22 protein-coding genes are annotated in these 20,445 nt (G+C 66.0%); 8 read left to right on the top strand and 14 right to left on the bottom strand.

What is annotated here, in order from left to right:
- Entirely contained in the window at positions 1–540 is a 540-nt protein-coding gene (locus A5645_RS24085; RefSeq protein ID WP_065131310.1) for a nuclear transport factor 2 family protein, read from the top strand.
- Here the strand turns inward: A5645_RS24085 and A5645_RS24090 are convergent.
- Genes A5645_RS24090 through A5645_RS24100 form a run of 3 tightly spaced genes read right to left on the bottom strand, consistent with a single transcriptional unit; the run spans position 524 to position 2,436 of the window.
- Positions 524–1,405 carry a TIGR03854 family LLM class F420-dependent oxidoreductase gene (locus tag A5645_RS24090; protein ID WP_065036976.1) on the bottom strand — a complete coding sequence of 294 codons (882 nt, stop codon included), beginning with the start codon at positions 1,403–1,405 and terminating at the stop codon, positions 524–526. The genes A5645_RS24085 and A5645_RS24090 overlap by 17 nt on opposite strands.
- 49 nt (positions 1,406–1,454) lie before the next feature.
- Positions 1,455–2,006, bottom strand: coding sequence for a TetR/AcrR family transcriptional regulator (locus A5645_RS24095; protein WP_065131311.1), 552 nt, complete (start codon positions 2,004–2,006; stop codon positions 1,455–1,457).
- Positions 1,990–2,436, bottom strand: coding sequence for an SRPBCC family protein (locus A5645_RS24100; protein ID WP_065036977.1), 447 nt, complete (start codon positions 2,434–2,436; stop codon positions 1,990–1,992). The genes A5645_RS24095 and A5645_RS24100 overlap by 17 nt, the downstream gene beginning before the upstream one ends.
- A 48-nt stretch (positions 2,437–2,484) precedes the next feature.
- On the opposite strand from A5645_RS24100, the gene A5645_RS24105 reads away from it, so the two are divergent.
- On the top strand, positions 2,485–3,552 hold the full coding sequence (locus A5645_RS24105) for a DUF2855 family protein (RefSeq protein WP_065131312.1): 1,068 nt from the start codon (positions 2,485–2,487) through the stop codon (positions 3,550–3,552).
- A gap of 21 nt (positions 3,553–3,573) precedes the next feature.
- Positions 3,574–3,939, top strand: coding sequence for a DUF4345 domain-containing protein (locus A5645_RS24110; protein ID WP_065131313.1), 366 nt, complete (start codon positions 3,574–3,576; stop codon positions 3,937–3,939).
- On the opposite strand, the gene A5645_RS24115 is transcribed toward A5645_RS24110, so the two are convergent.
- The 4 genes from A5645_RS24115 to A5645_RS24130 form a co-directional block, all read right to left on the bottom strand.
- On the bottom strand, positions 3,936–4,553 hold the full coding sequence (locus tag A5645_RS24115; RefSeq protein WP_065131314.1) for a nitroreductase family protein: 618 nt from the start codon (positions 4,551–4,553) through the stop codon (positions 3,936–3,938). The two genes, A5645_RS24110 and A5645_RS24115, sit on opposite strands and share 4 nt — an antisense overlap.
- A gap of 44 nt (positions 4,554–4,597) precedes the next feature.
- Positions 4,598–5,710: an NAD(P)H-dependent amine dehydrogenase family protein gene (locus A5645_RS24120; protein ID WP_065131315.1), complete on the bottom strand. Its 1,113-nt coding sequence runs from the start codon at positions 5,708–5,710 to the stop codon at positions 4,598–4,600.
- On the bottom strand, positions 5,691–6,725 hold the full coding sequence (locus tag A5645_RS24125; protein WP_065131316.1) for an acyl-CoA dehydrogenase family protein: 1,035 nt from the start codon (positions 6,723–6,725) through the stop codon (positions 5,691–5,693). Before A5645_RS24125 ends, A5645_RS24120 begins: the two co-directional genes overlap by 20 nt.
- A gap of 74 nt (positions 6,726–6,799) precedes the next feature.
- Positions 6,800–8,227 carry a wax ester/triacylglycerol synthase family O-acyltransferase gene (locus tag A5645_RS24130; protein WP_081288539.1) on the bottom strand — a complete coding sequence of 476 codons (1,428 nt, stop codon included), beginning with the start codon at positions 8,225–8,227 and terminating at the stop codon, positions 6,800–6,802.
- A 77-nt stretch (positions 8,228–8,304) separates the two neighbouring features.
- Here A5645_RS24130 and A5645_RS24135 point away from each other — a divergent pair, with 77 nt between their 5' ends.
- Complete coding sequence (locus tag A5645_RS24135; protein ID WP_065131317.1) at positions 8,305–9,462, top strand: acyl-CoA dehydrogenase family protein; 1,158 nt, start codon at positions 8,305–8,307, stop codon at positions 9,460–9,462.
- Here the strand turns inward: A5645_RS24135 and A5645_RS24140 are convergent.
- Complete coding sequence (locus A5645_RS24140; RefSeq protein WP_065038162.1) at positions 9,451–10,257, bottom strand: TetR/AcrR family transcriptional regulator; 807 nt, start codon at positions 10,255–10,257, stop codon at positions 9,451–9,453. The two genes, A5645_RS24135 and A5645_RS24140, sit on opposite strands and share 12 nt — an antisense overlap.
- Positions 10,258–10,399: 142 nt before the next feature.
- Between A5645_RS24140 and A5645_RS24145 the strand changes: the two genes are divergently transcribed.
- Positions 10,400–11,587, top strand: coding sequence for an amidohydrolase family protein (locus A5645_RS24145; RefSeq protein ID WP_065131318.1), 1,188 nt, complete (start codon positions 10,400–10,402; stop codon positions 11,585–11,587).
- Between the two features lie 14 nt (positions 11,588–11,601).
- On the opposite strand, the gene A5645_RS24150 is transcribed toward A5645_RS24145, so the two are convergent.
- From A5645_RS24150 to A5645_RS24165, 4 genes are read right to left on the bottom strand one after another with little or no spacing between them, the layout of a single operon-like run.
- Entirely contained in the window at positions 11,602–12,426 is an 825-nt protein-coding gene (locus A5645_RS24150) for an enoyl-CoA hydratase/isomerase family protein (RefSeq protein WP_065131319.1), read from the bottom strand.
- Entirely contained in the window at positions 12,423–13,508 is a 1,086-nt protein-coding gene (locus A5645_RS24155) for a hydroxyacid dehydrogenase (protein WP_065131320.1), read from the bottom strand. Before A5645_RS24155 ends, A5645_RS24150 begins: the two co-directional genes overlap by 4 nt.
- Positions 13,505–14,617: a TauD/TfdA family dioxygenase gene (locus A5645_RS24160; RefSeq protein ID WP_065131321.1), complete on the bottom strand. Its 1,113-nt coding sequence runs from the start codon at positions 14,615–14,617 to the stop codon at positions 13,505–13,507. The genes A5645_RS24155 and A5645_RS24160 overlap by 4 nt, the downstream gene beginning before the upstream one ends.
- 24 nt (positions 14,618–14,641) lie before the next feature.
- On the bottom strand, positions 14,642–15,460 hold the full coding sequence (locus A5645_RS24165; protein WP_065131322.1) for an HpcH/HpaI aldolase family protein: 819 nt from the start codon (positions 15,458–15,460) through the stop codon (positions 14,642–14,644).
- Between the two features lie 52 nt (positions 15,461–15,512).
- Here A5645_RS24165 and A5645_RS24170 point away from each other — a divergent pair, with 52 nt between their 5' ends.
- The gene (locus tag A5645_RS24170) at positions 15,513–16,661 is read left to right on the top strand and encodes an acetyl-CoA acetyltransferase (protein WP_065131323.1); all 1,149 of its coding nucleotides are present in this window, start codon (positions 15,513–15,515) and stop codon (positions 16,659–16,661) included.
- Positions 16,658–17,062: a Zn-ribbon domain-containing OB-fold protein gene (locus A5645_RS24175; protein ID WP_065038145.1), complete on the top strand. Its 405-nt coding sequence runs from the start codon at positions 16,658–16,660 to the stop codon at positions 17,060–17,062. The genes A5645_RS24170 and A5645_RS24175 overlap by 4 nt, the downstream gene beginning before the upstream one ends.
- Here A5645_RS24175 and A5645_RS24180 read toward each other — a convergent pair.
- On the bottom strand, positions 17,052–18,623 hold the full coding sequence (locus tag A5645_RS24180) for a class I adenylate-forming enzyme family protein (protein WP_065131324.1): 1,572 nt from the start codon (positions 18,621–18,623) through the stop codon (positions 17,052–17,054). The genes A5645_RS24175 and A5645_RS24180 overlap by 11 nt on opposite strands.
- Positions 18,624–18,678: 55 nt before the next feature.
- On the opposite strand from A5645_RS24180, the gene A5645_RS24185 reads away from it, so the two are divergent.
- Positions 18,679–19,545 carry an SDR family NAD(P)-dependent oxidoreductase gene (locus A5645_RS24185; RefSeq protein WP_065131325.1) on the top strand — a complete coding sequence of 289 codons (867 nt, stop codon included), beginning with the start codon at positions 18,679–18,681 and terminating at the stop codon, positions 19,543–19,545.
- Positions 19,546–19,554: 9 nt separating this feature from the next.
- On the opposite strand, the gene A5645_RS24190 is transcribed toward A5645_RS24185, so the two are convergent.
- On the bottom strand, positions 19,555–20,361 hold the full coding sequence (locus A5645_RS24190; protein WP_065131326.1) for an enoyl-CoA hydratase/isomerase family protein: 807 nt from the start codon (positions 20,359–20,361) through the stop codon (positions 19,555–19,557).
- Positions 20,362–20,445 lie beyond the last annotated feature (84 nt).

The raw sequence follows: 20,445 nt of genomic DNA on the forward strand, positions 1-20,445 counted from the left end.
ATGACAACGACCGATCCCATACCGCAGGAGATGATCGACGAGTATCACCTCCGAAAGCTCGTTCATGCCTATTGCCGCGCCGTCGACCGTGGCGACATCGACGGACTCCGGAGTCTGTATCACCATGACGCGCTCGACAGTCACGGAGCATTCTCGACGGGCACCGCGGACCAATTCCTGCAGCAACTCAGCGCCTCCCGCCCCCACATCCGGATGATGCAGCACCACGTCACCACGATGAACTTCGCGATCGCCGGGCAGCGGGCCGAAGGCGAGATCTACTCACTCGCGGTGCACACCCTGGCCGGGCGGAGCCGGGACGTCGATCTCATCATCGGTGGCCGCTACCTGGACAAGTACGAGAAGCGCAGTGGCGCATGGAAGTTCACCGAGCGGACGATCGTGACGGACTGGGCGCGGGTGAGCGATCCCTCCGCAATGGACTCCAGCCACCCGATCACCAAGGACACGCTCAAGGGTGCGCTCGACGCGAATGATCCGTCCTATCGGTTCTTCGCGCTGCTCAATTCTGGCGACTGACCAACTCGTCGACGAACCGGTCGATGAACCCGTCCAGCGGCGCCGTGCCGACCGGCCGGATGACGAACTTCGTCAATCCGGCCTCCAGGTAGGCGTCGAGTTGCCGATGCAACGCGTCCCACCCGGCTGCCACCAGCTGACCGGGATCGACATCTGGGCGACGCCGACGCACCGCCGCGACCAGTTCCTCGGGCAGCTCTGCGTCGGCGACCGCCAACGAGATGCCGAAATGATCCGCATCGATACGCCGGCCCGCGTCCGCCGCGGCGCGTTCGATCGCCGCACGCCCCCGCGCCGCTTCTTCGGGGGTGAGAAAGCTGCCCAGCCAACCGTCGGCCAGGGCGCCGATACGGCGGAACGCCGCCGCCGAGGACCCGCCCAGCCAGATGTCCAGGGGCGGCACCGGCCGCGGCGCGACCGCGGCCCCACCCACCGTGAAGAACCTGCCGGCGTAGCTGGCCGAATCCTCAATCAGGGCTGCGCGCAACACCTTCAGCGACTCGTCGAACACCTCCGCCCGCTTGCCGTCCGGCACCACGAATACCTCACGTTCAGCGGGAATCGCCGACCGCAGCCCGAACGCCGGGAGCACCCGCTTGGGCGCCAGCGCCGCCAGCGAGGCCAGCGACTTGGCGACCAGCACCGGATGCCGACCCGGCAAGACCGCGACCGAAGTGCCGACTTTCAGTCGGGTGGTGCGCGCCAGGGCGTAGGCCATGCCCACCGTGGGATCCACCGCCGGGGTGTAGACAAGCTCGGAGAACCACAACGAGTCCACACCGCTGGATTCCAACCGGTCGACGATGTCGGCGAGCTGCCCGGGAGCGGTCTCCGCACCCAGTCCGATCCCGAATCGAATCTTCACGCGCATCTCCTTACGTGTGGCTGCGAACCTATTCAACGCAAGGAGGTGGCTATTTGCGTCCCGGTCGCCGCAGGAGATCGGCAAACACCTGCGCGGCGGCGCCCACCCCGCTGTCGTCGTCGGTGGCGACCAGGTCGAGCAGCAAGCCGCGCGTGACCGCCAGGCCGAGGCGCACCAGCGCCGGGTTGTCCGTACCGCCGGCCGCCGTCTCCACCTCGGCCAGCCAGGTATCCACCGCGCCCGGCACCATGCGGACGAAGGGCTCCTCGCCCTGGACGCCACGGGAGTAGCACTCGAAAAAGAGCCGTTCGAACGGCCTCAGGTCAGGACGGCACAGCACCGTCCACATGGCGGTGAAAGCGTCGGCCGGCTCACCCGGCATGTCGGCCAGGATCGCCATCTGGCGACGTTCGACCTCCTCCACGATCGCAAGCAACAAGTCGTCGCGGGAGGTGAAGTGGTGCAGCAGCATGCGGTGGCTGGTGCCGACGGCGGCCGCCACATCGCGCAGCGACCGGTCCCCGATGCCGCCCGCGGCGAAGTCCGCGACGAGCGCGTCGAGCAGCTCCTGGCGCCGCTTGAGATCAGGAGTGCGGGCCAAGGGATTGCCGCGACCGCTCGCTGCGGGCCTTGAGGCCCTGCGCCTCCAGCTCCAGGTAGCGGCGAGTGGTGCGCAGCATGAGTCGGCCGACCAGGGCGCCCACCGGTCCCCGCTGGTCGAGCTCCTGACTTACCAGCGTCCGTCCCTCCCCGACTGGTGTCACCGCATGACTGGCCGATGTGGTGCCGCCGGGGGAACGCTGCACCCAGGTCCACGAGACGCCCGGCACCAATTCGCTTACCTCCCAGACGAGTTTGGGCATCCGCGGCTGCTTGATCTCGAAACGTCTGCCGACCGCCAGCGCGGACCCGTCCAGGCCGGCCAGGCGGGTGACCGAGGCGGTCCACTCCGGCCAGCGTTCGACATCGGTGAACACGTCCCATACCAAGGTTGCGGGTGCGTCGATCTCCACGCTGCTCTTCGTAATCATGTACCGCATGGTACATGATTAACTGGACGGACGGCTAGGCTGACGGCCATGGATTTCGAGTTGAGCCGCACCGATCTGCATCAGACCCGCTTCCTTTCCGACGCCACGCCATCGGCGCAGGACGGCCAAGCTCTGCTTCGCGTCGAATCCTTTGGGCTGACCGCCAACAACATCACCTACGCCGTGTTCGGTGAAGCGATGCGGTACTGGGACTTCTTCCCCGCCTCGGAGCCGGAGTGGGGCAAGCTCAACGTCTGGGGCTACGCCCACGTCGAGCAGTCGCGGCATCCCGATCTGGCCGACGGCATGCGGGTCTACGGCTACCTGCCGTGTGCCAGCCACCTGTTGGTTGTCCCGGACCGCATCAACGAAAAGGGCTTCGTCGACGCCGCGCCGCACCGCGCCGCATTGCCCTCGGCCTACCAGGGATACCGCGACGTCCGAACCGATCCGGTCTATTCGGCTGACCGCGAAGCGGAGCACATCCTGTTTTTCCCGCTGTTTTTCACGTCGTTTCTCATCGACGACTTCGTCTCGGACGAAGGCTTTTTCGGGGCGGACACCATCGTCATCTCCAGCGCTTCGTCGAAGACCGCGATCATCGCGGCTTACCTGCTCGCCAAGCGGCAGGGTATCCACGTCGCCGGTCTGACGTCGGCGGGCAACCGGGGTTTTGTCGAGGGACTCGGTATCTACGACTCGGTTGTCCTGTATGACGACATCTCTGCGTTGCCAGGTGACCGTGCCGTCTACATCGACATCTCCGGTGACGGCGCGGTCCGCACCGCCGTGCATTCCCACTACGGCGACCGCCTTGCCCACAGCTCCGCGGTCGGCATGACCCACTGGACGCAGATGGCGCACGACAGCGGTGAGCTCGCGGGACCGAAGCCCGTATTCTTCTTCGCCCCGGATCGCATCAAGAAGCGTGGCGCCGACTGGGGCACCGCCAAACTCGACGAGCAGGTCGCCCACGCGTGGGGTCCGTTCGCCGACTGGGCGTCGAAATGGCTACGGGTGGAGCGTATCTCTAGCCAGGACGAGATCCAGCGGGCCTACCTGGGACTGCTCGACGGGAAGGTGGACCCGACGGCCGGCACCGTCGTGGAATTGTAGAAGGACTTGTAGGAGGACGCGATGACGCTCACCGTGCTCGTCGTGACCGCGGCGTTTTTTCTCGGCATGGGCGTCTACGCGCTCGCCGCGCCGGCCCGGATGATCGGGGTGTTCGGCATCGCCCTGCCCGAACGCACGTCGCGCTCCGAGGTGCGGGCCGTCTACGGCGGCTTCGGTTGTGCGATCGCGGGTGTGCTGGCCTTCGCCGCCGTCGACTCGAGCTCCCGCAGCGGGATCATGTTGACCGTCGGACTGGCCTTGGGTGGCATGGCTGTCGGTCGGCTGGTGTCGGCCGCCATCGAAGGCCGAACCCCGTTCTATCCCAACTGGTTCTACTTCCTCGTCGAAACCGTCGCCGCCACCGCCCTGTTGCTCACCTCAAGCTAACCCTCGGGCGAACTGCCGGGCCAGGGGTTGTCCCACCGGTCGGTCACCGCCACCTCCGACACCGGCTTGCGCCGGACCGGACGGTGTCCGCCTTTCGGCCAGCCCGCGGTGAGCAGCGCGGCGATCTGCCAGTCGTCGGGAATGCCTGCGACGGTTCGCAATTCGCTTTCGCACGAGGAGTGCCACAAGGTGATCGCCGCACCCAGTCCTTGCGCGCGGGCGGCGAGCAGGAAGTTCTGCACCGCGGGAAAGATCGAACCCCCCTGTTGGAGTTCGGAGGCCCCGGGCTGGGGGCGGATGCAGAACAGCACCAGCACGGGCGCCGCTCCCCCGGTCTGGGTGTGCTCGGCCACGGTGCGCAGCGCGCGCGACTTGGGGTCGTCTGCCCCGTCATCGGGCGCCGAGAGGTGGTAGAAGTCGGTCATCGCCTGCCAGGTCCGGTTTGCCCCGGCGGTCACGATCCCGCGGGCCGCGGCGGATTTGAGCACGACGAACTTCCACGGCTGCTGGTTGCCGCCGGACGGGGCCCAGGTGGCGGCCAGCAGACACCGCTCGAGCACATGGTCGGGAACGCGTTCGTCACGGTAGCGCCGCACGGCGGAAGCGGTGCGCATGACGTCCCACAGATCGGCAGCCGTTGGCCGCCCCGACGCCGCAGTCATGCTTGTCGCAATCCCGGCAGGACCCCACGCCACTGAGCGCCGCGCACGGGACCGGTGACCAGTGGCAGGTCCAATGTGGACAGCAGTCCCGGTGGTGCGGCAATGACGGCGGGAATGGCGTTCAACTCACGCATCACGGTCGCGTAGGTCAGGCCGCGCATATTGCTTCCGCGCCCGTGCATTTCGATGTCGACCGTGTAGGTGGGCAACCCGTCCACGATGACGCGATATCCGCCATGCGGGGAGGGATGCCGGGGCCAGTGCGGAGCTGAGCCTTCACCCATGCGAGTGAAGTGTTCGAGTACAACGCGCTCCTCGCCGTCGACGATGCCCGCGAGTTTGAACCGCATCCCGCCCATCGTTCCCGGCTCGATCCAGCCGGAGGCGACCTCGTAACGCTCTGTGGCAAGCCATTTTTCGATGGTCGCCTCGACGCGGTCGAGCGGCAGTCCGAGGCCGTCGGCAACCAGGTGCACGATCGGCCCCCACAATGCGGTGAGCCGCTCGGTGTCGAAGAGCGGCGCCGGATGGTCAGGCGGATGGGCGAATCCCATGAAGTCGAACATGATGTCCGGCTGGTTGATCGGGCCGTAGTCGAGTATCTCCAGCATGGTGACCTTGTCGATACGGCTGCTGAAGCCGGTCATCGTCAGCGCGATGACATCGTTGGCCCAACCGGGATCCACCCCGCTGTTGAAGAAGCTGCTGTTGCCTTCCCGGCACGCGGCGGCCAACAGGTCGACGGTTTCGCGGTCGGCAGCGGGCGGGTAACACATCGGCACCAGCGAGGTACACACCACGTGCTTGCCGGCGCGTAGGCAGCGTGCAATGTCCTGTGCCGCTTCGGGATAGCGATAGTCACCGGACGCGAAGTAGGCCACCACGTCAGCGTCACCGGCCAGCGCGGCTCCGATGTCGCGGGTGGCGACGACGCCGGTCGCCGGCATGCCGCACAGCTCGCCGGCGTCCTTGCCCTCTTTGGCCTCTGAATACACGACCACACCGCAAAGCTCCAGGCCCGGGTGCGCGATGAGGGCACGCAATGCACCGACCCCGACCTGCCCAGGGCCCCAGAGAATGACTCGCGGTTTACGATGTCCGTCGGCCATGCACGCCCTTTCCGTAGCGGGCATCGGCAACACGATCCAGCGCGACGGCCGATTCGCCGTAAACCAATGCCCAGCCGCGGACTCGGCGGTAGTACAACTGGACATCGCATTCCATGCTGAACCCATAGCCGCCGTGGATGTGCAGGCTGCGTCGTGTTGCGTCGCGCGCAGTCTCGTAGGCGAACGCGAACGCCATGGCCGCCAGTTGACACATGCGGTCGGGTTCATCGGTGTCGGCGCATGCCGCCCGCAGCGCGAGGAGCCGTGACCCGGCGGCGGCGGTCGCGCTGTCGGCCAACGGATGTGAAACTGCCTGAAAGGAGCCGATAGCGGCGCCGAATGCCTGGCGCTGCTTCGCGTAGTCGACCGCGAACTCCACTGCTCGGGCGGCCGCACCGGTCAGCGCCGCCGCGGTCAAGGTCAGCCACAGATCCAGTGCCGTACCGAACAGGTCGCTGGCCGACGCGCCCTCGGCGAGTAGGACGTAGTCGCCGTCAATCGCAATGTCCGCCAACGGCAACGATCCAAGATTCTCGATAGGGGTCCGGTTGTCCCGCAGTGGGACCGCCAACAATTGCCCGTCCACCATTGCGATCACCCAGTCCGCGACCGCACCGGCCGGGACCAGCCGCAGACACCGGTGGCGACCGGCGTGCGGGGCGAACGTCACCAGCCGATCGCCTGCCAGCACCGGACCGAGCAACTCGTTGCCCACTCCACCACAATCTCCAAGTAACCGGGCGGCCACCTGTGCTTCGATCAGCGGAGCCGACGCCACCGCCCGACCGAATTGCTCGGCGATAAGAGTCAGGTCCAGTACCGATGCGCCCGCCCCGCCGTCAGCCTCCGCAACGGCCATCTCGACGGCACCCGTGTCCACCAACGCGTTCCACAGGTCGGGATCGAAACCCAGCGGCTCCGCCGCACGCACGCGGGCAGCGGTCGACTCGCGCGCGAACAGCGCGGCGAAGGATTCCACCAACTGCCGCTGTTCGCCGGACAGGCTCAGATCCACCGGTGTCCATTCCTTGAGCGGATATGCTCGCTCTCAAAGATGAGAGTAACATTATCCACAGGCCGTGCGGTTTCTCAGTCGCCGGCCGCCGATGCCAGGGGCGCACCCGGCGAGTTACCCGACGCCAACAGAGCTGTTCGAATCTCGTTGAAGGAATCCGTCATTGCCTGTGTCGCTTCGTGCGGGTCGTCCATCGTGATGTCATCGGTGAGCACGGAGACATTCAACTGGTCCACGTAACTCCAGACGGTGATGTTGAGGGCGCTGCCGGCGGCCAGCGGCCCGACCGAGTGGATCTCGCTGATCCGCGCGCCGCCGAGTGTGTGGGTGGTCCGGGGCCCGGGAACGTTGGAGATGGTCAGATTCATCACCGAGCCGGAACTGAGTCGTCGTGATTGCCAGCGGAACATCGCCGGGGAGAACCGGGGCGGCAGGTAAGCCAGCCATTCGGCCATCAGCGTGGGTCCGCGCAGCGCGAAATTCTCCTTGGCGACGGCGGCAGCGACTGAGGTCAGCCGCACCCGTTCGAGGGGGTCGGCAATGTGAATCGGCAAGGGCGGAATCATGTAGCCAAACTCGTTGCCGCTGAGCCGCGTCGGTGATTTGTTGAAGCTTGCCGGCACACCGGCGAGTAGTGGCTTGTCGACGCGGCCGCCGTAACGCAGCTGCAGGGTACGCAGCGCTCCGGCCGCTATCGCAAGCACCACGTCGTTGATGGTCACGCCCAGCTTCCTGCTGATCAGCACCACCTCGCTCAGCGGCAACGAAGCGGTGGCAAACCGCCGCCCGGGTGAGACGACATGGTTGGCGAAGCTGGGCGGTGGCAGGGCCGGGCGCCTCGGCGCATGGTTTTTCCTGCGCTCGCGAGATCGGCGCCAGACACGTCCCACACCCGTCCCGGTCCGCCAGATCAGTGGCGGCAGGCTTGCCAGCTGGCGCAGGTGCTCCCGAGTGGCACCTTCCACGAGTCGCCCTGTCGGCGGGATCGATTCTGGTCTGTCTGCGGTGTCGGCAAGCAACAGCGATTCGTACTCGCGTAGCGCCTTCGCGATCAAGTTCGCCGAAGCCACCCCGTCCGCGAGCGCGTGGTGGAGCTTGAGGATGACGGCTATGCGGTTGTCGGCGAGGCCTTCGGCGATATGCAGTTCCCACAGTGGACGGTCCCGCTGCAACGGAACGGCCGCAAGGGCGCCGATCAATTGATCCAGTTCCCGGCGCCCGCCGGGCGGCGCCACCGCGGCCCGCCTGATGTGGTAGTCGGCGTCGATCGGAGCATTCTCCTGCCACATTGGATGGTGGTAGTGACCGGGTGTGCTCACCAGCCGGTAGCGAAGCGGCTCGAGGCCGAGCAGCACCCGATAGGCGGCCTCTTTCAGCTCGGGGAAGGGCAGTCCGGCGGGCAGGGCGGACAGATCGACCACGGCCACCTTGATCGTATGCATGTGGATCTCGGCTGTTTCGCTGTACAGCAACATTGCGTCGACGCCACTGAGCCGCTTCATAGCGCTCCGAGAATAGCCCTTCTCGCGGCGGCTAACACCTCGACTTCCCCGGCCGGGGCATTGCTAGTCTCGCTGCAATGCATTTCCAGCTCGACCCCGATACCGAGGCGTACCGCGACGCGGTACGCGCCCACCTTCATGCGGTGTTGACTCCGGACGTCACCGAACGCATCTATCGAAGCGGCGTCGCGCACGATGACGACTTCACGAAAGGACTCGTCGACAAGGGCTATTTCGCGCCGGACTGGCCGGCCGAGTTCGGCGGCCAGAACCGCAACGCGTGGGACGCGCAGGTGGTCAACGAGGAACTGATGCGGTTTGACGCGCCCATGTACCTCGCCGAGACAACCCGCATGGTGGCATCGATCATCCGCGCGGTCGGCTCTCCCGCGATGAAGGATCTTGTGCTTGATGCCGCCATGAAGGGTGACATCACGATCGCTTTGGGCTTCACCGAACCTGAATGCGGATCGGATGTCGCGGCCGCGACGACGCGGGCGGTACGCGACGGTGACGACTGGATTATCAACGGCAGCAAGATGTTCACCACCAACGGCCACATCGCCGACTACATCTTCCTGTTGGCCCGCACCAATACCCAACGGCCCAAGCACCAGGGGCTCACCATGTTCCTCGTCCCGCGTGAGAGCGAAGGCTTTGACGTACAAGCCGTCTGGACGCTTTCCGGTGAGCGCACCAACATAACCTTCTATTCGGATGTCCGCCTGGGCGACGAGTGGCGGGTCGGCGAGGTCGACGATGGCTGGCGGGTGATGGGCCTGTCCTTGCAGGACGAGCACGCGTCGGGCTGGGGTCCGCACCTGACCCGGCTCCTGCAGCACGCCGAGGATTGGGCCGGCTGTGGGGCCGAGGACGGCTCGCCGCCGATCGATGACCCAGACGTCCGGCGCCGCCTGGCCAGGGTGGCGATGGAGAACGAAGTCGCGATGCTGCTACAACGCCGCTGCGTCTGGATGACCGAGCAGGGCCGGATGCCGGTGGCCGAGGGATCGATGTCGAAGTTGTTCAGCACCGAGGCGCTCGAGCGGGCCAGCCAGGACATCGTCGAGCTCGTCGGCCCCGACGGACTGCGCAGCTGTTTCGAACCCACGGCACCGCAGCAGGGCCGGTTCGAGCATCTGCTCCGCTTCGCCGTGGGTACCACGATCTACGCGGGCACCAGCGAGATACAGCGCAGCATCATCGCCCAGCGCGGACTCGGATTACCCCGTTAGCTTCCGCACCCGGCGGGGCGCGGCTGCGCGCGCAGCCGCCTTCCGCGGCGCCTTGGCGGTGGCGTCCGGGGCGGGCGGGCTGACCGCCTGCTTGCACCACGCCCACAACTGGTCCTCGGTGAGCTTGGATCCCTTACCGCCCAAATGGAATACACCGATCTGAGCCAGTGCGGTCAGTGTTGTGTTCAGTAGCGTGGTCAGCTGCTGGGGGGTGAGATCGTTGCGCACCAACCCCGCTCGTGCGCATGAGGTGATGATCTTGGTCAGCAATTTCAGGTGTGGCTCCCACACCTTGGCGAAGTCGGCCGGCCGGTTGATCTCCAAACTCAGGTTGTAGATCGTCATCACCCGTCCGCCTACCGATTCCGAGGACTCGGCCCGGTACAGGACGCCGCGGCAAAAGGCTTCCAGCTGCTCCATCGGCCCGTCCGCGGCCGCAACCTCTTGCCGGATGTTCTCGGTGAACTGACTGGTGACGTTCTCGTACAACGCCAGCATCAGCTCTTCCTTGCCGGCGAAGTGCTGGTAGAACGCCCGCAGGCTGAGGTTGGACCGGTCGATCAGGGTCTGGATCGTGAAGTCGGCCTTGCCCGACTCCTCTACCAACTCCAGCGCTGTCGCCAGGAACCGCGAACTGCGGGCGAGAGCGCGAGCTCTCGCCGAACTGAGGCGCCGCTCGATGGTGCGCTCTTGCCACGTGGTGGTTGGTTCGACAGCGGTGGTTGGTTCGACGTCGGTATCGACACCTTCTGTGCCGGCGTTGGTATCGGCGCCGGCGCTCTTCTTCGCAGCCATGATGCCGCTAAGAATACGCGCACGACGCGCGCATTCGCGCGCTACCTGCGGGTGAATGTTGACTACGGCCGCGGCGGGACCGGCTGCATACGGTACGGTGAAAATGGTCATTCTCGTTTTTGCAGAACCAAGGAGTACGGCGTTGAGCGCAGACATCCTCATCGTTTCGCCCGACGACCATCTGGTTGAGCCGGCCGACTTGTGGACTTCCCGGTTGCCCGAACGCTATCGGGATGTCGGGCCGCGCATTGTCCGTACCCGCGGGCGCATGGATCCAAGCGTCACTTCCGATGTCGCTTTCGTGGAGGATGACGAGGGCCGTGCAGCGGACATCTGGCACTACGAGGACAAGAAGATCCCGATTCCGTTGATCAGCGCGGCCGCTGGATACGACCTCGACGAACTGTCCACCGATCCGATCACCTACGACGAGATGCGTCCGGGATGCTTCCGTCCGGCCGACCGGCTCGCCGACATGGACATCGCCGGGATCGAAGCCTCGGCATGCTTCCCCAACACCCTGGTTCGCTTCTGCGGCCAGCGCTTCCTCTATGGCAAGGACAAAGAGCTCGCGAAGCTGTGCGTCGAGGCCTACAACGACTTCCAGATCGACGAGTGGGCCGCCGGCTCCAACGGGCGCCTGATTCCGCTCGGCATCATTCCGCTCTGGGATGTCGAACTCGCCAGCCGGGAGGTGGAGCGGGTGGCCGCCAAAGGCATGCACGCCGTGTGCTTCTCGGAGCTGCCGTCGCGCCTCGACCTGCCCTCGATTCACAGCGGCTACTGGGACCCGTTCTTTGCCGCCTGTGAACGCAATCAGGTGGGCATCATGCTGCACATCGGATCGAGTTCATCGCTCACGAAATCCTCACCCGACTCGCCGCATGTCGTCACCAGCGCTCTGATGGCGGTCAATTGCACGATCGCGCTGGTCGATTGGCTGTTCTCCGGCAAACTCATCCAGTTCCCCGACCTCAAGATCGCCTTTGCCGAAGCGCAAGCGGGCTGGATCCCGTACTACCTGCAACGTGTCGACGAGGTTTGGGAGGACCGCCGGGCCTGGGGCGGCATTCATCCCCTGCTCACCGAGCCGCCGAGCAGCCAGGTGCCCGGCCGTGTCTACTTCTCCACATTCGGCGACCCCGTTGCGTTCCGAATCCTCGACCTGGTCGGGCCGGACCAGCTGATGTTCGAGACCGATTACCCCCACAACGACACCAACTGGCCCAGAAGCATGGAAGTCGCGAACAAGGCGACCGAAGGCCTGGACGAAGAAACCAAACGTAAGGTGTTGTCCACCAACGCGAAGCGCTTCTTCGGCCTGGTGTAACCCGGGTTTTGCGCTTACCGCGCTTGCCAGTCCGGCTTGCGCTTCTCCAAGAACGCACGCGGTCCCTCAATGGCGTCCTTGGTCAGAGCGACCTTCATGCGATAGTTCTCGGCCAGCAACTCGGCCTCGTAAATGGGCAATGTCAAACCTTTACGCACCGCCATGCGTGATCCCCGAACCGCCAGCGGGGCATTCGAGTTGACCACATCGGCGATCTCCCACGCGCGGTCCATGAGCCGATCGTGCGACACCACTTCGGTGAAGACACCCAGGTCGTATGCGCGCTGGGCGTCGAGTTGCTCGTGGCGGCCCATCAAGATCAACCGCATCGCCACCGGCAGCGGTAGTATCCGGGCGAGCCGGACTCCTTCCCGCCCGGACGTCACGCCGATGCTGACGTGCGGGTCCATCAACGTCGCACGCTCGGACGCGACCGTGATGTCGGCGGTCGTCACCAAATCCATGCCTGCGCCGCAGGCGATCCCGTTGACCGCACAGATGATGGGTTTGGTCATCTGCAGCCACGGCGGTGTCGCCTCTTGGGGTGCATCCCACTGCCGCATCGAGCTCAAGATCTCCTCGCCCTGATTGTCGATGCCGGCCGCATTCTCCATGTCATGGTCGGCGGCCTTGTTCACGTCGGCGCCAACACACAGCGCCCGACCCGCACCGGTGACGATCATGGTCCAGATATCCTGCGAGCGTTCTATTTCCGCGTAGGCCACCGCGAGCTCTGCGATCATCTCGTCATTGATCGCATTGAGCACCTCGGGACGGTTGAGGGTCACACAGGCCGTGCGGCCCCTGACCTCGAATCCGATGGTGTCGTAGTGCGTCACCCGGCGTGACCCCTGTTCCTCGGCATCGATGCGGCTTCCGGGCGGAAATCGAAGACGTCGCGGAATCGTTCGCAATACCGCGGCCAGACGTCGGGATTCAGCAGCCGGGGTGGCATGCCGCCGCCGAAGATGGTCTGCCACTGGGTAGCCGTCGCGACGGCGAGGTCGCGGGAAGCCTCCACCGTGATGCCGGCGATATGCGGTGTCGCGATCACATTGTCGAGGTGCAGTAGCGGGTTGTCCGGCCGCGGCGGTTCGTCATGGAACACGTCGAGGCCCGCCCCGGCGATCCCGCCGTCGCGCAGCGCTCCCAGCAGCGCTGCCTCGTCGTGCACTGGACCCCGCGCGGTGGTAATGAAGAAGGCCGTGGGCTTCATCGCGGCGAATTGTTCGGCACCGAATAAGCCCTTGGTTTCAGCGGTCAGTGGGCACGTCACCTGGATGAAATCGGAGCGCGTGAGCAATTCGCCGAGGGTGACCGGCTGCACCCCGCGACTCCGGGCGGTGATCTCGTCGAGGTAAGGATCGAATACCAGGACTTCCATACCGAACGGCGCGCACAGCTCCACCAGGCGACCGCCGATGGCGCCGAGGCCAACCACGCCGAGCGTCTTGTCGAGCAACTGCGTGCCTCGCAACGCCATCCGGTTCACCGGTGACCCGGCCCGCAGCGCACGATCGGCCACCGTGATCCGCTTGGCCAGGTCGAGCATGAATCCGAGCGCGTGCTCCGCGACCGCTTCCGCGCCGGGACCGGAGTTGTTGCACACCGCGACCCCGGCGCGCGTGCACGCCTCGACATCGATCACGTCGTAACCCGCCCCGGCCGAGCACACCGCCAACAGTTGCTCGCACCGCCCGACCAGGCTTGCGCCCGCCAGCCACTGCACACCCCGCGGGTACGGGGTCACGTCGGAACGGGTGGCCACCTGATAGCCGTGCGCGGATTCCAGTGCGGCCCAGCCTCGCTCGTCCGGCGCGTCAAGCTCGAGCTCTACGAGGTCGATGTCTGCCCGGTCGAGGATCTCGCCGGCGACCGGATCGGTCCAGCGCTCGAAGACCAGGCGCGGACGAACGGTCATCGTTTGACGTTGGGTTTAGCCTGCGCGGCCTTGAACATGTCGGCCAATGCCGCGTCGACGTTCTTGTAGTCGTTGCGTGCGATAGCGCCGTCGCGGCCGGCAACCACGTCGTAGCCCAGCCGCAGATCTTTGTTCTCCATGTGAAAGTACTCGCGCCCGATCGGCAGCCGGCGGTCCTTGCGGGGCACTTCCATCCAGGCGCGCAAGAAACACCGCGTCTTCTTCGGGTCGGTGCTGCTGACGAAGTCGGACCGGGAATGGCACATCGCGAAGTTGTTGGCCACGGCCGCTTCTCCGGATTCGAGTCGAAACTCGACCTGCTGTTCGACGAGTACGCTGCGGAGCAACTCCACCGCCTCGGCCTGTTCCGGAGTGAAGTCTCGACCGAGCGTCTTCATCGCCGGCAGGATGCTGCTGTAGGTGAAGTTGATACAGATCCGGCCATCGATCTGTGAGAACACCGGCACGTCGTAGGGGGTTACGTCCGGCTGGTCATCCGGTTGCTCGCTGCGACGATGATGAGGAAATCCCTGGTAGAGCACGCCTAGCAGATCCGGACGCTCAGCAAGTATCCGATTGTGTGCGGCCGGGCCGCTGGCGAACTGGCTTTCGCCGCCAGTGGCGGCCGGGTATACGCACAGCAGCGACAGGATGTCGGCGGCATCGTTGTGCATGGCGAGTTCCGCACGTGACTTGGTTCCGCGCGCCGGCTGCACTCCCCCGGGCAGCACCTCCTCCTGCACCCGCACCATGCGGTGCCCGAAAGAGTTGTTGGACACCAGATATCCCAGATGGGTGCAGAACGCCCAATAGATGCGCTCGAGCTCTTCGATTGAGTGCTGCGCGACGGGGAAACCGCGAACGCAGGCAAGACCCCTGCCGAACATCAGTTCCCGGTAGAGCCGGGCAAGGTCGTCGTCGAGGTCTGGATGCCGAGCGTCCTCGGGAGTGATGTCGTCGCGGCCTTTCGCCGCGGTCTTGGCCAGGATCGATTCCAGCGCAGCCACATTGCCAGACGAGAGGTCGAAGACGAAGTCCTCCTTGCTGACATCGGCGCCGGTCCAAGCCATCGGGTCGGTGACTTGCTCGGTGTAGATGGCGGTCGGCATCCGATCCTCCTGTGACGTTGCTGGCTACCGCGGCGCGTCGAGTGCGCGAAGCGCCCGCGCACGGGTGCTGGCCGCTTCGGCCACCATTCCGACGTCCGTCCCCGCCGAGATGAAGCGCAGTCCCAGTCCTACAAAACGTTTCAGCAGGTCAAGGGACTTGATTCCAGCCACTCCGAGCGCCACGCCGTGCCTACGACAAGCCGCCGCGACCGATTCTACTGCACGGTGGAAATGCTCGTTCTCATACTGCCCATGAATGCCCATTTCCGCGGTCAGGTCACTGGGTCCGATCAGGATCATGTCGATGCCGCCGACCGAGGCAATCGATTCACAAGCCGCCACTCCCTCGGGCGTTTCGATCATCACCGCCACGACCGTATGCCGTTCGAGCACCTCGACCAGCTGCGCAGGAGTCCTCGACCCATATCCGCTGACCGCATTCGGCCCGGAAATCGATCGGCGGCCAACCGGGGGGAAGCGTGCGGCGCGAACCACGGCCTGGGCCTCTTCCTCTGAATCAATATGGGGCACAATGATTCCTACCGCCCCAATGTCGAGCGCACGGGCAATAAAGCTGGCATCGGCCGACGGTACCCGCACCAGACCGGAGATGCCGGCACCCAGCGCGCTGACACAGAGCAGTTGCGCGGTCTCCAAGGATGTCGATGTGTGCTCGAGGTCGACGTAGACCGCGTCGTACCCGCACGCCGCGGCAACCGCAGGGACATCGGGGGTGCGCGAGTTCTGCAGGGCCAGACACAGCACCAGCGCTTCTCCCCGCAGCGCCTCCCGCAGTGTTCCCGTCATTGGCTCACCGTAGCCCACTGAGAATCTCGCTTCCATATTCTGGCGAACGGTCGTTATCGTGCCGGGCGGGATGTGATAACCATTAGCTATGCCGTCCAACCGCGTCGCCATTGTCGGTGTCGGGCTTTCCGACTGCGGCCGGGTTCCGGACAAGACCGCCATGGCTCTGATGGCCCAGGCCGCTCGCCGGGCGGTCACCGATGCGGGCCTGAGCAAGGACGATATCGACGGCTTCGGCGGACACGGAACGCTGCTCCCCCCGGTCGAAGTCAGCGAGTACCTCGGGTTGCGCCCCTCCTGGGTCGACGCGACCAACGTCGGCGGGTCTTCGTGGGAGGTCATGGCGGGGCACGCGGCAACGGCTATCGCGAACGGCGAGATCGACACCGCCCTGTTGACCTACGGATCGACCGCACGTTCGGATGTCAAGCGTCGAACCCGCGCATCGGCGGCTGCACTGGGCACCGGAGGCCCATTGCAGTACGAGGCGGCCTACGGAGCGACGCTCATCGCCAAGTACGCCATGGCGGCCCGGCGGCACATGATCGAATACGGCACCACCACCGAGCAGCTGGCCGAAGTCGCCGTCGCGGCGCATGAGTGGGCGGCGATGAACGCGGACGCATTCGAGCGCGACCGCATCACCGTGGACGACGTCGCGGCCGCACCGACGCTGGCCGATCCGTTCACCACCAAACACGTCTGCCTCCGCACCGACGGTGGCGGTGCCGTGGTGCTGGCCAGCGAGCGAGTCGCGAAAGACTCAGCACGCGAACCGATTTGGATCCTCGGCGCCGCCGATGCCACGTCGCACGTCAGCATGAACCAGTGGCCTGACTTCACCACATCGCCGGCCATGCGGTCGGGGCCGCGAGCCTTTGCGCAAGCCGGCGTCAGCCCGGCCGATATCGATGTGTGCCAGCTTTACGACTCGTTCACTTCTACGGTCCTGCTGACGGTGGAGGATTTGGGCTTCTGCGCGAAGGGCGAGGGAGGACCGTTCATCGCCTCGGGCGCGCTGCGCCCCGGTGGGTCGCTACCCACCAACACCGACGGCGGCGGCTTGGCCAGCTGCCATCCCGGTATGCGGGGCATGTTCCTGATGGTGGAGGCGGTCCGGCAGTTGCGGGGCGACTGCGCGGCACGCCAGGTCCCGGACGCCAGGCTGGCGTGTGTCCATGCCATGGGTGGTTTCTTCACCCACAGCGCCACAATGATTCTCGGGAGACAGTCATGACGGCGCCGGATCGCCCGACCATCGACCTCGACAGCCAGGCCTGGTGGTCCGCGGTGCAGGATCGCGAGCTGATGCTCAACACCTGCCGATCCTGCGGTCAGGCGTCGCTGTACGTACGGCCGTTCTGTCCGCACTGCTGGAGCGAGGACGTCGACCTGGCGCCGGCTACCGGCCGGGCGCGCCTCTACACGTGGAGCGTGGTGCACCAGAACGCGGCACCGTTCGACGCGCGCACGCCCTATGTGCTGGCGATGGTGGACCTCGAGGAGGGACCCCGTCTGATGACCGTGGTGGAGGACTGCGACTTCGACGACCTGCGCGCCGACCTGCCACTCGCGGTTGGATTCCGCACCGATGAGGACGGATTCGTCGTCCCGGTTTTCCATCCGGTCATCGATTAGCGGAAACCCGCTCGGCAAGCAGCCGGATCCGGCCCGCCGCGGCCGCGTCGAGTTTCTTGCGCTCGATCTTGCCGTTGGCATTGACGGGCAGCGGCTCGTCCCACAGCACCAGCTCCTCGGGCAGCTTGTATTTGGGCAACCCCTGTGAGATCAGTGCCGCAGCGACGCTGTTGAGCGATATCTCGAGTTTCCGATCGGCGACGACAGCCACCGCCAGTCGCTCGCCGGTGGCGGCATCGGCGACCGGATAGGCGGCGCACTGGCGCACCCCCTCGATCCGCGCCACCGCGTTTTCCACCTCCGCGGCCGGGATCTTCATCCCATTGCGGATCACGATGTCCTTGATCCGGCCGACGATCCGCACGCGCCCGCCGTTGAGTTCGGCGACGTCACCGGTGCGGAACCACTGGCCGTCCAGACTCGCGGCATCGCTGTCGCGATCGGTGTATCCCAGAAAAGCGTGCGGCCCACGGATGCAACACTCGGTCGGTTCCGCCGCCGAGCCGATCCGCAGCTCGACGCCGTCGAGTGCCACCCCGTCGTCGGCGTGGCGCACCGCCCTGGGCTCGTCCCGCAGGCCCGACGTGCTTACCGGCACCTCCGAAGACCCGTAGGCGCGCATGACCAGCACACCGAAAACGTCCTCGATGCGCGCCACGATTCCCTGGTCCAGCATGGTGCCGCCGAGATAGACCGCGCGCAGCGGTACGGCGGCTCCCCGCGCGACCGCCTCGTCGAGCACCCGGTCCAGCAGCCGGTCGGGTCCGCCGTACCAGGTCGCCCCCGAAGCCAGCAGCAAGTCACATGTCGCCGCGGGATTGAAGCGATCCTCCAGCACAACGGGTACCCCGAGCATGGGCGCGATGAACAGCGCCTGCACGACTCCGGTGACCGAGGCCAGCGGGCTGATCAGAAAAATGCGGTCGTCGTCCGTAAGTCCAGCCGCCGCAATGTAGTTGGTCGATGCCTTCGCCAGTGTGCTGAGGGAGTGGATGACGCCCTTGGGCCGTGACGTCGTGCCCGAGGTGTAGAGCACCAGACACGGCTCATCGGCCGCACGCGCCGGTCGCAACCGCGGCACGCGGTCGGGTTCGCCATTGCCCACCTCGATCCACCGACAATGACCGGACAGCTCGTGCCCGGCGATCGGCGGCCAGTTCGGCGCCGACCCGTACCCGATGCCGGTGTTCGAGATGACCTCCGCCACCTGGGCCGGCCCGGCGCTACGCGGCACCAGTAACACCACCGCGTCGATCCGCAACGCGGCGTGCACAGCCACGACCGAATCCACGTCATTGCCGACCACCAGCAGTATCGGGTCCTCCGGCACCACACCCGCGTCAAGCGTCGCCTGCGCGGCCGTGTCGATGCGGGCATCGAGCTCGGCGTAGGTGAGCTCGGCACCCCGAACCCGCACCGCGACCCTGCTCGGATACCGCTCCGCGGCGGACCGGACGGCGTCGAAGGGCTCCGCCGACCAGTAGCCGGCCGCCCGGTAGCGGGGCCGCAACGACTCGGCGCGGCGGCGGGCCTGCCGAAGCATCTCCGCCGGGCCGCTCATGAGCCCCTCCGATGCAAATGACTGTTCTCGATTGAGCAAATGTAACCTCTCATCCATGTCATCAATGACTTTCGACGATCAGGTCGCCATTGTCACCGGTGCCGGCGGCGGGCTGGGCCGCTGCCACGCTTTGGAACTGGCGCGCCGCGGCGCTCGGGTCGTGGTCAACGACCTGGGCAGCGCGGTGGACGGTACAGGGGCTTCGACCTCGGCGGCGCAAGCGGTCGTGGACGAAATCACCGCCGCCGGTGGCACCGCGATCGCCAACGGCGATTCGGTGGCCACCGAACAGGGCGGCGCCGCGGTCGTCGACGCGGCGATGCAGGCGTTCGGCCGGGTCGACGTACTGGTGAACAATGCCGGGATCCTGCGCGACGCGGCCTTCAAGAACATGACCGCCGATCAAGTCGATGCCGTCATCGCCGTGCACCTCACCGGCGCCTTCCATGTGACCCGAGCGGTGTGGCCGATCATGCGGGAGCAGAATTACGGCCGGATCGTGCAGACAACCTCGGGTACTGGGCTCTTCGGTAATTTCGGCCAGGCGAATTACGGTGCCGCCAAGATGGGTTTGGTCGGCATGATGCACGTACTCGCCATCGAGGGCGCCCGTAACGGCATCGCGGTCAATGCCATTGCGCCCATCGCCCGAACCCGCATGACGGAGAAGATCATGGGCGAGGCAGGCAAGGTCATGGATCCCGAACTCGTGACTCCGGTGGTGATCTACCTGGCGCACCGCCGTTGCGACCGCACCGCACACATCTACTCGGTGGGTGCGGGCAAGGTGTCTCGGGTGTTCATCGGAGTCACCAAGGGAATCGAGGACACCGCGCTTTCCGCGGAGAAGGTCGCCGAGGCTATCGACGACATCGACGACGCCGCGGACTTCACCATCCGCGGCGGCCCGGCGAGAGGTTGACGTACCGGGCTAGTGGCCGCGGAAGCGGGGCTTGCGGCGCTCGGCGAATGACGACAGTCCTTCCTGCAGGTCCGCGGTGCGCGACACGGCTTCCTGGGCCCAGGCCTCCTGCTCGAACGCCCGGTCGCGGCCGGACTCCGATGAAACAGCCAGCAGTCGCTTGGTCAGACCCAACATCACGGTCGGGCCCGCCGCCAGCCGCAAGGCCAATTCCTCGGCGACCGCGTCGGTTTCGTCGAGGCCGACCACCCGGTTCACCAGGCCGAGCCGCTCGCAGGACGCGGCGTCCACGGGTTCGCCCAGCATCAACAACTCCGTTGCCTTGCGCAGACCCACAATCCTGGTCAGCAGGTGTACCGCCCCGGAATCCGGCAGGATGCCGCGATGGACGAACGCCTCGACAAGTGTCGCTTCGGTGGACATGACGACCAGGTCACAGGCCAGCAGCAGGCTCCCGCCCGCCCCGGCGGCCACACCCTTGACCGCCGCCACCACGGGCTTGTCACAGTCCAGCACGGCGGCCACCAGGCGTTGCCAACCCTGCTGCAGCATCCGCGCCACGTCGCCGGGACGTTTCTCACGCGCGGGCGACTCCGGACCCGCCAGTCCCGCCCCGGCGCAGAAATGCCGGGTACCGGCGGCGGTGAGTAACACTGCGCGCACGGCTGGATCATCGTTTGCTCGCAGGAAGGCCTCGGTGAGGGCGTCGCGCGCCAACGGAGACAACGAGTTTCCGACCTCAGCACGATCAATCTTCACCCGCGCCACGGCATCGTCACCGATCGTCAACTCGATGTCGGAGCTTTCTTCAGCCATCTGCCTCTACCCCTGCGTTAACGGCGTTTCCGTTTTTCGGGTATCTTAATTTCCACTCGGTCTGGCTGCGAGTCCGGCTACCAA

This window comes from Mycobacterium asiaticum (assembly GCF_001673635.1).
Lineage (GTDB): Bacteria > Actinomycetota > Actinomycetes > Mycobacteriales > Mycobacteriaceae > Mycobacterium > Mycobacterium asiaticum_C.

Bases quoted from the DNA above. Each gene is read 5' to 3' on its own strand.
- A5645_RS24085 (WP_065131310.1), top strand. From the start codon at position 1: ATGACAACGACCGATCCCATACCGCAGGAGATGATCGACGAGTATCAC.
- A5645_RS24100 (WP_065036977.1), bottom strand. From the start codon at position 2,436: ATGATTACGAAGAGCAGCGTGGAGATCGACGCACCCGCAACCTTGGTA.
- A5645_RS24105 (WP_065131312.1), top strand. From the start codon at position 2,485: ATGGATTTCGAGTTGAGCCGCACCGATCTGCATCAGACCCGCTTCCTT.
- A5645_RS24110 (WP_065131313.1), top strand. From the start codon at position 3,574: ATGACGCTCACCGTGCTCGTCGTGACCGCGGCGTTTTTTCTCGGCATG.
- A5645_RS24115 (WP_065131314.1), bottom strand. From the start codon at position 4,553: ATGCGCACCGCTTCCGCCGTGCGGCGCTACCGTGACGAACGCGTTCCC.
- A5645_RS24120 (WP_065131315.1), bottom strand. From the start codon at position 5,710: ATGGCCGACGGACATCGTAAACCGCGAGTCATTCTCTGGGGCCCTGGG.
- A5645_RS24130 (WP_081288539.1), bottom strand. From the start codon at position 8,227: ATGAAGCGGCTCAGTGGCGTCGACGCAATGTTGCTGTACAGCGAAACA.
- A5645_RS24135 (WP_065131317.1), top strand. From the start codon at position 8,305: ATGCATTTCCAGCTCGACCCCGATACCGAGGCGTACCGCGACGCGGTA.
- A5645_RS24140 (WP_065038162.1), bottom strand. From the start codon at position 10,257: ATGGCTGCGAAGAAGAGCGCCGGCGCCGATACCAACGCCGGCACAGAA.
- A5645_RS24155 (WP_065131320.1), bottom strand. From the start codon at position 13,508: ATGACCGTTCGTCCGCGCCTGGTCTTCGAGCGCTGGACCGATCCGGTC.
- A5645_RS24160 (WP_065131321.1), bottom strand. From the start codon at position 14,617: ATGCCGACCGCCATCTACACCGAGCAAGTCACCGACCCGATGGCTTGG.
- A5645_RS24165 (WP_065131322.1), bottom strand. From the start codon at position 15,460: ATGGAAGCGAGATTCTCAGTGGGCTACGGTGAGCCAATGACGGGAACA.
- A5645_RS24170 (WP_065131323.1), top strand. From the start codon at position 15,513: ATGCCGTCCAACCGCGTCGCCATTGTCGGTGTCGGGCTTTCCGACTGC.
- A5645_RS24175 (WP_065038145.1), top strand. From the start codon at position 16,658: ATGACGGCGCCGGATCGCCCGACCATCGACCTCGACAGCCAGGCCTGG.
- A5645_RS24180 (WP_065131324.1), bottom strand. From the start codon at position 18,623: ATGAGCGGCCCGGCGGAGATGCTTCGGCAGGCCCGCCGCCGCGCCGAG.
- A5645_RS24185 (WP_065131325.1), top strand. From the start codon at position 18,679: ATGTCATCAATGACTTTCGACGATCAGGTCGCCATTGTCACCGGTGCC.
- A5645_RS24190 (WP_065131326.1), bottom strand. From the start codon at position 20,361: ATGGCTGAAGAAAGCTCCGACATCGAGTTGACGATCGGTGACGATGCC.